The organism is Bordetella tumulicola, assembly GCF_054779135.1.
In genome coordinates this window covers 807,911-820,189 of record NZ_BAAGYU010000007.1, presented here as the reverse complement: position 1 = coordinate 820,189, position 12,279 = coordinate 807,911, and the positions used below count along the sequence as shown (strand labels likewise).

9 protein-coding genes are annotated in these 12,279 nt (G+C 59.4%); 2 read left to right on the top strand and 7 right to left on the bottom strand.

Going from position 1 to position 12,279, the window contains the following annotated elements:
• Positions 1–158: 158 nt before the first annotated feature.
• Together ACYVDM_RS12160 and ACYVDM_RS12155 are read right to left on the bottom strand one after the other, a co-directional pair.
• The gene (locus tag ACYVDM_RS12160) at positions 159–3,362 is read right to left on the bottom strand and encodes an efflux RND transporter permease subunit (protein WP_415785470.1); all 3,204 of its coding nucleotides are present in this window, start codon (positions 3,360–3,362) and stop codon (positions 159–161) included.
• 9 nt (positions 3,363–3,371) lie between these two features.
• Positions 3,372–4,553, bottom strand: a complete 1,182-nt coding sequence (locus ACYVDM_RS12155; RefSeq protein WP_415787011.1) for an efflux RND transporter periplasmic adaptor subunit — start codon at positions 4,551–4,553, stop codon at positions 3,372–3,374.
• A gap of 236 nt (positions 4,554–4,789) precedes the next feature.
• Here ACYVDM_RS12155 and ACYVDM_RS12150 point away from each other — a divergent pair, with 236 nt between their 5' ends.
• Positions 4,790–5,704, top strand: coding sequence for a LysR family transcriptional regulator (locus ACYVDM_RS12150; RefSeq protein WP_415785472.1), 915 nt, complete (start codon positions 4,790–4,792; stop codon positions 5,702–5,704).
• 147 nt (positions 5,705–5,851) lie between these two features.
• Here the strand turns inward: ACYVDM_RS12150 and ACYVDM_RS12145 are convergent, their stop codons facing one another.
• On the bottom strand, positions 5,852–6,583 hold the full coding sequence (locus ACYVDM_RS12145) for a pseudouridine synthase (protein WP_415785474.1): 732 nt from the start codon (positions 6,581–6,583) through the stop codon (positions 5,852–5,854).
• Positions 6,584–6,779: 196 nt separating this feature from the next.
• Here ACYVDM_RS12145 and ACYVDM_RS12140 point away from each other — a divergent pair, with 196 nt between their 5' ends.
• Complete coding sequence (locus tag ACYVDM_RS12140; RefSeq protein ID WP_415785476.1) at positions 6,780–7,355, top strand: chorismate--pyruvate lyase family protein; 576 nt, start codon at positions 6,780–6,782, stop codon at positions 7,353–7,355.
• A gap of 130 nt (positions 7,356–7,485) precedes the next feature.
• On the opposite strand, the gene ACYVDM_RS12135 is transcribed toward ACYVDM_RS12140, so the two are convergent.
• The 4 genes from ACYVDM_RS12135 to ACYVDM_RS12120 form a co-directional block, all read right to left on the bottom strand.
• On the bottom strand, positions 7,486–8,022 hold the full coding sequence (locus tag ACYVDM_RS12135) for a YaeQ family protein (RefSeq protein ID WP_415785478.1): 537 nt from the start codon (positions 8,020–8,022) through the stop codon (positions 7,486–7,488).
• A gap of 438 nt (positions 8,023–8,460) precedes the next feature.
• Positions 8,461–10,353: a dipeptide ABC transporter ATP-binding protein gene (locus ACYVDM_RS12130; RefSeq protein WP_460475392.1), complete on the bottom strand. Its 1,893-nt coding sequence runs from the start codon at positions 10,351–10,353 to the stop codon at positions 8,461–8,463.
• Positions 10,354–10,358: 5 nt separating this feature from the next.
• Positions 10,359–11,237, bottom strand: a complete 879-nt coding sequence (locus tag ACYVDM_RS12125; RefSeq protein WP_415785480.1) for an ABC transporter permease — start codon at positions 11,235–11,237, stop codon at positions 10,359–10,361.
• A complete protein-coding gene (locus ACYVDM_RS12120) occupies positions 11,234–12,178 on the bottom strand; it encodes an ABC transporter permease (RefSeq protein WP_415785482.1) in 945 nt (314 codons plus the stop codon). Before ACYVDM_RS12120 ends, ACYVDM_RS12125 begins: the two co-directional genes overlap by 4 nt.
• Between the last annotated feature and the right edge of the window lie 101 nt (positions 12,179–12,279).

Genomic DNA, 12,279 nt, shown 5'->3' with positions numbered 1-12,279 from the left:
CTGCGGCTTGCTGCCCCCCGTGGGGGCGTTTTTGCCTTGGGACGGCCCGGCGGCAAAAGGGCCCCCACGCCACGCCTGCGGCTCGCTTCCCATCAAGGGGGCGCTTCTTGCCTTGAGGCGGCTCGGCGTCACAAAAGATCGATACATACTCGGATTCATCATTGCGGTTGCTCCCCAGGCTGCGTCGATGCCGTATGTGGCAAGGCGCGAGTTTCGTCCTGCGGATCGTCATCGTCATCATCGTGGCGTTCGCTCAGGCGCTTGATCTTGAACAAACGCATCACCACCACGAAGAATGCCGGCACAAAGAAAATAGCCAGGAAGGTGCCCGCCAGCATGCCACCGATCACCCCCGTACCTATCGCATGCTGGCTGCCCGAGCCCGCGCCATTCGAAATGGCAAGCGGCGTGACACCCAGGATGAACGCCAAAGACGTCATCAAGATGGGACGCAGACGCTGGCGGGCGGCATGGACGGCGGCTTCGATCAAACTGGCGCCTTCTTCGTAGTGAGCCTTGGCGAACTCCACAATCAAAATAGCGTTCTTCGCGGTTAGACCCACGGTGGTCAATAGTCCCACCTGGAAGTACACGTCATTAGACAAGCCGCGCAACATCGTCGCGAGCAGCACACCGATCACGCCCAGCGGCACCGTCATCATCACCGCGGTAGGAATGGCCCAGCTTTCGTACAACGCCGCCAGACACAGGAACACCACCAGCAGCGAGATCATGTACAAGGCCGGTGCCTGCGATCCAGACAACCGCTCTTCGTACGACAGGCCCGTCCACTGGTAGCCCACGCCCGTTGGCATGGTCGACGCAATGCGCTCCATCTCCAGCATGGCTTCGCCCGAGCTATAACCCGGCGCGGCCTGACCCTGGATGTTGAATGACTGCACCCCGTTAAAGCGATCCAGACGCGGCGGACCGTAGACCCATGTCGCCGATGCAAAAGACGCGAAAGGCACCATTTCGCCGCTTTGATTGCGCACGTACCATTTGTTCAGATCCTCGGGCAGCATGCGCGAATCAGCTTGACCCTGCACATAGACGCGCTTCACACGGCCACGATCCAGAAAGTCATTCACATAGGAACTTCCCCACGCCGTGGACAACGTGGTGTTGATGTCGGAAATTGCGACACCCAAGGCGCGGGCTTTTTCGCGGTCGATGTCCAACTGATACTGTGGCTGATCAACCATGCCGTTCAGACGGGCGCCCACCAACACGGGACTCTTGGCGGCCTCTGCCAGGAATTGATCTCTCGCCGCGGACAGTTTTTCGTGGCCCAGACCGGCCTGGTCCATCAACTGGAAGTCAAAACCCGATGCGTTACCCAACTCCATCACCGCGGGCGGGGCAAATGCGGCCACGCGAGCATCGTGTAAATGCGTCGCAAAATACCCATTGGCACGCTGCGCCAGCGCCGCTACCTTTTGCTCGGCATCGGGACGGGAATCCCAGTCACGCAACTTGACGAACATGATGGCCGAGTTTTGACCGCGACCGCCAAAGCTGAAACCATGGACCGCAAACACCGACTCGACAACGTCTTTTTCGTCTTCGAGGAAGTAGCGTGTCGCCTGACGCACCATTTCGCTCGTGCGCTCAGTCGTAGAGCCAGTAGGCGCCTGAACCTGGGCAAACAAAACTCCCTGGTCTTCTTCAGGCAGGAACGAGGTCGGAATGCGCGTAAACATCCAGCCCATCACCAGCAGTAGCACCAGATAAATCAGCATCAGACGCTTGGTGCGTCCCAGGCCTCGCGCTACGGAATTGGCGTAACCGTGACTGGAACGATCGAACGTCCGGTTAAACCAGCCGAAAAAGCCGGTTTTGGCGCCGTGGTCCCCCTTGGGAACCCGTTTGAGCATCGTCGCGCACAGCGCGGGCGTAAAGACAATCGCGACCAGCACGGACAAGGTCATCGCCGCCACGATCGTGATCGAGAACTGGCGATAGATCACACCCGTCGATCCGCCAAAGAACGCCATCGGCACAAACACCGCCGACAATACCAGCCCGATCCCGACCAACGCCCCCGTGATTTCTTTCATCGACTTGCGGGTCGCCTGCTTGGGAGACAAGCCTTCTTCGGCCATCAGACGCTCGACGTTCTCGACTACCACGATGGCATCGTCGACCAGCAGGCCGATAGCCAGCACCATGGCAAACATGGTCAATGTATTGATCGTATAGCCGAACATCGCCAACACGGCAAAGGTACCCAGCAACACCACCGGCACGGCCAACGTCGGAATCAAGGTTGCCCGGAAGTTCTGCAGGAACAGATACATCACCAGGAACACGAGAATAATGGCTTCGATCAGCGTATGAATCACACTCTCGATCGACAACGACACAAACGGCGAGGTGTCATAGGGATACACGACGGCCATGCCCGGCGGGAAATACCGCTCCAGACCACTGATCGTCGCTTTAACGGCTGCTACCGTGTCCAGTGCGTTAGCCCCGGGCGCCAGCTTGACAGCAAGACCTGTCGCGGGCTGGCCGTTGTAGTAGCTGTCAATGGAATAGTTCTGTGCGCCCAGCGACACTGTCGCCACGTCACGCAAGCGCACTTGCGAACCATTGGTGTTGACCTTGAGAAGAATCTCTTCGAACTCCTGCGCGGTTTCTAACCGCGTAGGGCCGATGATCGTCGCGTTCAACTGCTGACCGCGCACCGATGGCAAGCCGCCCAGCGCGCCGGAGGACACCTGCACGTTCTGCTCTTCGATCGCCGCAATCACATCATTGGGCGTCAGGCTGTACGTCAACAACTTGGCCGGATCCAGCCAAATGCGCATCGCGTACTGTGAGCCGAACAACTGAAAGTCACCGACACCTTCCGTACGGCTAACCGGGTCCTGAACGTTGGCCGCCACATAGTTGGCCAAGTCTTCTTTGGTCATCGAGCCATCGGTCGAGATGAACCCGGCAAAAACCAGGAAGTTCTTGGTCGCCTTGGTGACCCGAATCCCCTGCTGCTGCACTTCCAGGGGCAGCAACGGCTGCGCGACAGCCAGCTTGTTCTGTACCTGCACCTGCGCCGTATCCGGATCAGTGCCCTGGGCGAACGTCAGCGTAATGCTCATGCTGCCGTCGGCGTTACTTTCCGACGTCATGTAGTTCAGGTTATCGATGCCGTTCATCTGCTGCTCGATGACCTGCACCACACTGTCTTGCACCGTCTGCGCCGACGCACCTGGGTACGTCACCTGAATACCAATGGCGGGCGGCGCAATATTGGGGTACTGCGCAACTGGCAGCGCCGTAATCGACAGGATCCCCGCCAGCATCAAAACGATAGCGATGACCCAGGCAAAGACTGGCCGATCAATAAAAAACTTGGCCATGCGAACTCCTTACTTGGCCGCGGCAGAAGCCGCAGCTGGCTGGATCGCAGGGGCCGCCGGCGTCGCCACGAAATCTTTGACCGTCACCTCGGTGCCGGGCTGCACACTCTGCAGGCCTTCGACAATGACCTTGTCACCCGCCTTGAGCCCATCCGTCACGAGCCATTGATCGCCAACCGTGCGATCCGTTTTCAAGATGCGCAGTTCCACCTTGTTTTCGGCATTGACGATCAGGGCGGTGGGCTGGCCACGCTGGTTACGCGTCACGCCACGCTGCGGCACCAGCAAAGCCTGCTGTGCGGTACCTTCGAGAATGCGGGCACGCACAAACATACCCGGCAGCAATTTGTGATCGGGGTTGGGGAATACCGCACGCAAGGTCACCGAATCTGTCCCTTCGTCGACCGTGACCTCCGAGAACGCCAGCGTTCCCTCCAGCGCGTACTCCTGCCCGTTAGACAACGTCAGCGTCGCGCGCGCGGAATCCTTGTCCGTACCGCGCTGCAGCAATCCACTATCCAGCGCACCGCGCAAACGCAGCAATTCGTTGCTGGATTGTGTGACATCCACGTAAATCGGATCGATCTGCTGCACCCGCGCCAGCGCATCGGCCTGATTCGCCGTGACCAGGGCGCCCTCGGTTACCGATGAACGGCCAATAATCCCTTCGATCGGCGACAGCACCTTGGTGTACACGAGATTAATGCGCGCGGTCTCGAGCGCGGCCTTCGCCGACTGCACATCCGCAGCGGCCTGGTCGCGACTCGCCACCGCATCGTCATAGGTCTGACGGCTGACTGCACGCGTTTGCGTCAGCGGCTTGTAGCGTTGCACCAATACAGATGCCGTCTTTAATTGTGCCTGCGCACGCGCCAACGCCGCTTTGGCGCTGTCGAGGCTGGTTTCATATAACGCGGGATCAATCTGATAGAGCTGCTCGTTGGCGGACACCTCGCCACCCTCGGTAAACAGGCGCTTCTTGATGATGCCACTGACCTGCGGGCGGACTTCCGCCACCCGATAAGCCGACGTGCGACCCGGTAACTCGGTCGTCAAAACAACAGGGCGAGTCGCCAGGGTCACCACGCTGACTTGCGGCTTACTCGCCGATGGTGCCTCTGTACTCTCGCCGCAAGCCGCCAACACCAACGCTGTTGCCGCGAAGGTCAAAACGGCGGCGCCACGCCGCATTCCGTTGTAGTTCATACGATCCTTTTTGAGCGATACTGCGCCCGCATCACGCCTGTTGGCGTGCATGGGCTGCCCTGTTCCATTAATTCACTTGTCGTCGCGCGCAAGCATTCCATGTTGCGCTGCGCAATCCCGCATTTTGCTTTATCCCAATTCAGAAACAAATAGGGAATAAGCGAAAACATCATCCCAAATATGGGATAATTCACCCGTCGCATATCACGGATGACATCACCATGAAACGCCTGCACGGCATGGAGCTCTTTGTCGAAGTCGCCAAAACCCGCAACTTTGGCCGCGCCGCCGACAACCTGGGCATCCCCAAATCGACCGTCTCGCGTCAAGTCGCCGAGCTCGAACGCTCGCTGGGCCTGCAACTGTTCATCCGCACCACCCGCAAAGTCCAGCTGACAGAAGCCGGCGAACTGTATTTTGTTCGCTGCCAGCGCATCGTCGCCGAAGCCCAGATCGCTCACGAAGAGCTGCAAAAACTGGCCCAAACGCCTTCCGGCCCGCTGCGAGTCAACATGCCAGCGGATTTTGGCACGGACTTTCTGGCCGAAGCCTTCCTCGAATTCTCTCAACGCTATCCTGAAGTTACTTTTTACCTGGATCTGGCTAGCCCCGACCACGCCGAACGCGTCTTCCAGACCTGCGACATCTCTATCGAGATCGGCGACCTGCCCAACTCAAGCCAGATCGCCCGCCAACTCGGCCACCTGTCTGCCCATTTCTACGCCTCGCCCGACTACCTCAGGCGTCACGGTACCCCGCAACACCCCAGCGATCTGACCCAACACGAATGCCTGGAGTTCCGCGCCAACAACGCCCGCGTCACGCGCTGGCCCGTGTCCCGCGGCGACGAACGCATGGAGATCACGCCCGGCAAACGGTTCTCTGTCAACAGTATCGCCATGGTTCGCAGCTTGGCCTCGTTAGGCGCCGGCATCGCCATCCTGAGCCCTTCGACCAACGTGCTCCAGGAAGTCGAAGAACAACACCTGCAACGCGTCCTGCCCGACTGGAGCGCCGGCCCCTTTCCCGTCTACGCCGTCACCAATACGCGCCTCGTACCCGCCAAAACCCGAATCTTCATCGAGTTTCTGATAGAACGACTGCGCACTGGCAAACTCGTATCGAGAATAGCCTAGGCGTATTAAGTCTTAATTAAGAAAATGGGATCCCGAAATCGACTGAAATGGATCGTTTGTCGACATCGGCATCTGATGAATACCGGCACGCGGCCTGATATCACGTGTTGAGCGTCCTCGTACCGAGCACCGCCACGTCACACACAATCAAAAGCGCTCGTCTTCCCGCAAATAGCGCCATTGCCCCACGGGCAAATCACCGAGCCTGACCCGGCCAATACGCACCCGTTTCAGACCCACGACCCTCAGGCCCACCAATTCGCACATCCGGCGAATCTGGCGTTTCTTGCCCTCGCGCAACACAAAACACAGTTGATCCGCATTCTGCCAACTCACCTGTGCCGGCCGCAACGCCTTGCCATCCAGCGACAACCCGTGATTCAGCAACGCCAGGCCACGCTCATCCAGGCGCCCCTGCACGCGCACCAGGTATTCCTTATCGACACTCGAATCCTCGCCAATCAACTGGCGCGCAACCCGACCATCTTGCGTCAGCACCAACAACCCCTGCGAATCAATATCCAATCGCCCCGCCACCGCCAGCCCGCGCAAATGTCCACGCGAAAAACGCAACGACGATCGATCATTCCTGTCGCGAGAACCCGCATCAATCAGCGCGACCGCCGGCGTATAGCCGTCCTCCGCCTGACCCGACACATAACCTACCGGCTTATTAATCAAAATCGTCACACGAGACGTCTGCTGCGCCTGCGCCGCACGCTCCAGCGTAATCACCTGATCAGGAAACGCACGTGCGCCCAACTCAGACACCACCACGCCATCGACCTTGACCCAGCCGCGCTCAATATAAGCATCCGCCTCACGCCGCGAACACAGCCCGCGCTCAGACATCAACTTCGAAATTCGTATCTTTTCCATAATCCCAATCCACCAGCCGCGCTGGCCCATCCCATACCCCGAGGCGACCTCGCATTTTAGGCCCAGGCACCCATCACACCTACTCCGCCAAGATCAGATCATGCCTAGCTCATCCCCATCTGCTTGTCCCAGCCAGTACCCAACTATCCCAAGCGTCCACCTCGCAAACCACCGCCGGCTTGGCATAATAGACACCATGACAGCACTTCCCCCACTCGCCCCAGGCTGGCGGACCACACTCCCGCCCTCACTGCCCCCCGACCACAAACACTGGCTACTGCGGCCCGGCGCTCTCACCGCGGGACTACGCCAACTCGGCACCGTCACCCTGCGCGTCCTGGACGAATACCCCCAGGGCATCCCGCCAGATGAAGCCCACGCTATGGCGCTCACCCCCAACAGCCCCGTCTGGGTACGCGAAATCCTCATGTCCATCGACGGCATAGACAGCGTCACCGCCCGCAGCCTCACCCCCCTGAACGCCTCTCACGGCGTCTGGCAAGGCATACGGCGTCTGCGCACACGTCCCTTGGCCGACATGCTCTATCACGATCGCACCATCCAGCGCTCCGTCTTCGCCTGCCGCAAACTCGCCTCGCCCGTCCCCTTTCACCGCAGCGCCCTCGCCATCCAAAGCCCCGACGATCCAGGCCCTCTATGGGCCCGCCGTTCAGTCTTCTGGCGCTACCGGCAACCCCTGCTCGTCGCCGAATGCTTCCTGCCCGCCTTCTGGAAAATCGTCGAACAACACCGCCAGTCCAGTACCCGCTAGCACCTGGCGACTTCGGCACCCGCTAGCTAGCCCCCCTGCCCAGTCCGGCGCCCGCTAGCTCTCCGATATTCCAACACGGGCTAACGTCCCGCCGACCCAGCGCACACTAGCGTCCTGTCGACCCAGCCCACTAACGCCAAATCTCTGGCTCCACCGTCACCGACCCCTGGTCCGCAGACACAAACGCCGCCGCATCCTGCACATTCACATGCACATCCATCGTCCGCTCAGCCAACTCGCTGAGCTGACGCGTCTGCCCATCCGGCAAATACACCACCCGCAAATTCCGGGCGCGCTCCAGCCTGCCGCGCACACCATCCCACCACACCTTGCTGGCATGGCCTCCATAGCAATACACCACCACCTGTCCCGCACGCCCACAAGCCTTCAAAATCCGCCGCTCATCAGGCTGCCCCACCTCCACCCACAAATCGATCGCGCCCGTCAAATCCTTCAACCAGACATCCGGCTCATCCGTATCACTCAAACCCTTCGTAAACGCCAGCCCGTCCTGCGCATGCAACGCAAACGCCAATAAACGCACCATCATGCGCTCATCCGTCTCCGAAGGATGCCGCGCAATCGTCAACGAATGGCTCCCGTAATAATGCCGATCCGTATCCGCCACATGCAGATCCGCCTTATAAATCGTCGCCCGCAAAGCCATAAAAATTCCACGCCAAGGCAAAAAAAGACCGCCCATAATACAAGACGGCCACCAAGACCCCATTCCACAAAACAGTGCAATGCAAACCCCGTCCCGACGCGCGCAACGCCAAGCGGACAACGGATAACGCGGCCCCTTTGAATGCAGAGAAGCCCCTACAGAAAACATCCGCCCCTTGGTGTACACCCGCGAGCCGACACAACAGTGCAGCCCCGTCCCGACGCGCGCAGCGTCAGGCGGGCAATGGGTGGCGCTGGCCCTTTGAGTGGAGGGAAGTCCCCGCAGGGCACATCAGGCGCATGGTTTGCGCCTGAGCCGACACGATGGGCCAGCGCCACCCATTGCCCGCCTGGCGCTGCGCGCGAGGACGGGGCGCCAAAAGAACTACGCCCTCCACCCGCAACCGCCCTAAATCCCCCGCCATCACCGGTACCTACGTTACTGATAAACCCCCACCCCATGCCGAGCCACAAAATGCCCCTCTCCCACCTGCACTAAAGGCGCCACAACAGGCTCATCCCCCACCTTGCGCATAGGACTAGGAATCTCATCGACCAGCAATGATCGCTGACGATGCCGACGCTGGGGATCCGCAATAGGTACCGCATCCATCAACTTGCGCGTATACGGATGCTGCGGATTTTCAAAAATAGCCCGACGAGGACCGATCTCCACGATCTGGCCCAAATACATCACCGCCACACGATGACTCACCCGCTCCACCACCGCCATATCATGCGAAATAAACAGCAGTGACACACTAAACTCGCGCTGCAGATCCAACAACAGATTCACAATCTGCGCCTGAATCGACACATCCAGCGCCGACACCGACTCATCCGCCACAATCACCTTCGGATTCAACGCCAACGCCCTCGCAATACAAATACGCTGACGCTGTCCACCCGAAAACTCATGCGGATAACGACCGATCATATCCGGTACCAACCCGCACTTATCCATTAGCCAGCGCACCCGATCCTCAGCCGCCCGGCCCTTGGCCACCCCGTGGATCAGCAGCGGCTCCATAATCGAATAGCCCACCGTCATCCGCGGATCCAGCGACGCAAACGGATCCTGGAAAATAAACTGAATATGGCGACGCAACGACTGCATCGCAGCCCCCCGCAAACTGCCAATATCCTGGCCATCAAACTCAATGCGGCCGCCCTGGCTCTTGACCAACTGCAGCAAAGATCGACCCGTCGTCGTCTTCCCGCAGCCAGACTCACCCACCAACGCCAGCGTCTCACCCGGATACAGATCAAAGCTCACACGTTCCACCGCGTGGACACGCTTCTGTACCCGACCCAAAATGCCGCCCGTAATATCGAATCGCGTCACCAGGTCCTTGACCCGCAACACCGGACCCTCATTCCGACGCACCGTACTCGGCAGCCCATCACCTGCCGCCTCTGATACAGCCGAGTCCTCATCCGCAATCCCATCCTTGGCCGTATCCGTCACCCGCAACAACGGGAACGGAATGGGCTCATCCGTCCCATGCATCGCGCCCAAACGCGGCACCGCCGACAACAACGCCCGCGTATAAGCATGCTGAGGAGAACCAAAAATCTCATCCGCTCCTCCCTCCTCCACCTTATCGCCCCGGTACATCACCAGCACACGATCCGCGACCTCCGCCACCACACCCATATCGTGGGTAATAAAGATCACCCCCATATCCATTTCCTCTTGCAACTGGCGGATCAGTTGCAAGATCTGGGCCTGAATCGTCACATCCAGCGCCGTCGTCGGCTCGTCCGCAATCAGCAACTGCGGCTTGCACGACAACGCCATCGCAATCATCACGCGCTGACGCATCCCGCCCGACAATTGATGCGGATAACGATCCAGAATCGAACGCGCCTCCGGAATACGTACCCGCTCCAGCATCCGTAACGCCTCTGCCCGGGCGCCCGTCGCATCTAGCCCCTGATGCAACTGCAGCGCCTCCGCAATCTGCGTCCCCGCCGTAAAGCTCGGATTCAGCGACGTCATCGGTTCTTGAAAAATCATGGCCACATCGGCGCCACGCACCCGCTGCAACACCGTCTCATTGGCGCGCGTCAGATCCAGCACCTCGCCATGACGACGCCGCAAACGCATATCGCCGCCGACGATGCGCCCGCCGCCGTACTCCACCAAGCGCATCAACGCCAACGACGTCACCGACTTGCCCGACCCTGACTCCCCCACAATGGCCAGCGTTTCCCCGCGGTCCACATGAAACGACACATCGCGTACCGCCTCGACCAGTCGGTCCGGCGTCTTGAAATGCACCGTCAAGCCGTCGACCTGAACTACCCGTTTTTCTTCCATGATTGTCATCCCGCCTACTTCTCTTGCCGTGGATCAAGCGCATCGCGCAAGCCATCGCCCAGCAGGTTAAAACCCAACACCGCCAGGAAAATCGCCGAGCCCGGAAAAATCGACATCCACGGCGCCTGCGTCATAAAGTTCTTCGCAGTATTCAGCATCGAGCCCCACGATGGATTCGGCGGCTGCAAGCCCAACCCCAGAAACGACAGACTAGCCTCGGCAATAATGGCCGTTGCAATCGTGATCGTCGCCTGCACAATCAACGGCGGCATGATGTTCGGCAGAATATGACGCACCACGATACGTGTGTCCGATGCGCCCAGCGCCCGCGAGCTTTGCACATAATCCTCGCTCTTTACCGCCAACACCTGACCACGCGCCAGACGCACGAACTTCGGTGCGGCGGAAATCCCGATCGCAATCATCGCATTGGTTAGACTAGGTCCGAGGAAAGCCGCCAGCGCAATGGCCAGGATCAAAAACGGAATGGCCAACAGCGCTTCCGTGCAGCGCGACACGATACTGTCGATCCACCCGCCGAAATAGCCCGAGACCAATCCAAACGGCACGCCGATGATCAGCGCGATCACGACGGACACCAAGCCCGCCATCAGCGACGCCCGCGCCCCATACAGCATGCGGCTATAGATATCACGGCCCAACTCGTCCGATCCCAGCCAGAACGTCGCGGACGGCGCCTTGCGAATCGTCATAAAACTGGTCTGCATCGGGTCGTGCGTCGCCAGCAGCGGCGCGAACACCGCCAACAGGACCATCGCCAGAACGATCACTGCGCCCAGCAAGGCAATACGATTACGTTTGAATTTTCCCCACGCGCGATTGCGGCTGCGGGGAGGCGTGACGGCGGCAGCCGTAGCAGTCGTTGCGCTCATGCGTGCCTCAATCGGGGATTAACCAGGATATAAAGAATGTCGGCCAGTAGGTTCATCACGATGAAACCCACTGCGACACACAGCACGACGCCCTGCACCACGGCATAATCGCGCGTAAAAACGGCATCGACAATCAGCTTGCCAAAACCGGGAATGGTAAACACCTGCTCGGTCAGCACCGCGCCCGCCATCAACTCACCGAACAACAGCGTCACGAGCGTCACGATAGGCATCAGGGCATTGCGTAACGCATGGCGCAGCACCACTTTGCGCGGCGACACGCCCTTGGCGCGGGCGGTGCGCACATAATCCGCACTGAGCGCCTCCAGCATGGCCGAACGTGTGTGTCTCATCAGGTAGGCCGCAATCGCGGTGGACAACACAAATGCCGGCATCAGCATTGTTTTCATCGACAGCCAAAAGTCATCAAAAGGCGAGACATAGCCCGACGCCGGTAATAGCCGCCATTTCACTGACACCAGCATGATGAGCAAAATACCGAGCCAGAAATTGGGGATAGACATCCCCGATAAGGCCGCGACATTGGCCCCCATCTCGGTCGCGGTGCCCTTGCGCACCGCGGCGAGAATGCCCATGGGAATACCGATCAATATCGCAAAAAACATCGCCATCGCTGCCAGTTGCAGCGTGACGGGTAATTTCTGGGCAATCAAGTGACTCACCGGCACATCGGTACGCAATGAGTTACCCAGGTCACCCTGCAAAACCTGCATGACCCACACACCGTACTGCACGGGCAAGGGATCATTCAAATGATATTTTTCGCGCAGGAAATCCAGGACAACGGGATCGCGCTCTTCGCCCGCCATGGTAAGCACGGGGTCGCCGGGCAGTAGTTTCTGTAGCATGAATACGATCACCGATACCAAAATCAGGGTTGGGATCGCAACGAGCACGCGGCGCAGGATAATTCTGAACATAAAGGAAACCTGAGACGTTGGGTTGCAGACGATGGGCTGCTAAATGCACGGGCCGTGCGCACAGCACGGCCCGATCGTCAGTCTGGCTGGATGCCCCGCGT

What these genes read in the sequence shown, in the direction of transcription:
- ACYVDM_RS12160 (WP_415785470.1), bottom strand. Translation starts at nt 3,362, where the DNA reads ATGGCCAAGTTTTTTATTGATCGGCCAGTCTTTGCCTGGGTCATCGCT.
- ACYVDM_RS12155 (WP_415787011.1), bottom strand. Translation starts at nt 4,553, where the DNA reads ATGCGGCGTGGCGCCGCCGTTTTGACCTTCGCGGCAACAGCGTTGGTG.
- ACYVDM_RS12150 (WP_415785472.1), top strand. Translation starts at nt 4,790, where the DNA reads ATGAAACGCCTGCACGGCATGGAGCTCTTTGTCGAAGTCGCCAAAACC.
- ACYVDM_RS12145 (WP_415785474.1), bottom strand. Translation starts at nt 6,583, where the DNA reads ATGGAAAAGATACGAATTTCGAAGTTGATGTCTGAGCGCGGGCTGTGT.
- ACYVDM_RS12140 (WP_415785476.1), top strand. Translation starts at nt 6,780, where the DNA reads ATGACAGCACTTCCCCCACTCGCCCCAGGCTGGCGGACCACACTCCCG.
- ACYVDM_RS12135 (WP_415785478.1), bottom strand. Translation starts at nt 8,022, where the DNA reads ATGGCTTTGCGGGCGACGATTTATAAGGCGGATCTGCATGTGGCGGAT.
- ACYVDM_RS12130 (WP_460475392.1), bottom strand. Translation starts at nt 10,353, where the DNA reads ATGACAATCATGGAAGAAAAACGGGTAGTTCAGGTCGACGGCTTGACG.
- ACYVDM_RS12125 (WP_415785480.1), bottom strand. Translation starts at nt 11,237, where the DNA reads ATGAGCGCAACGACTGCTACGGCTGCCGCCGTCACGCCTCCCCGCAGC.
- ACYVDM_RS12120 (WP_415785482.1), bottom strand. Translation starts at nt 12,178, where the DNA reads ATGTTCAGAATTATCCTGCGCCGCGTGCTCGTTGCGATCCCAACCCTG.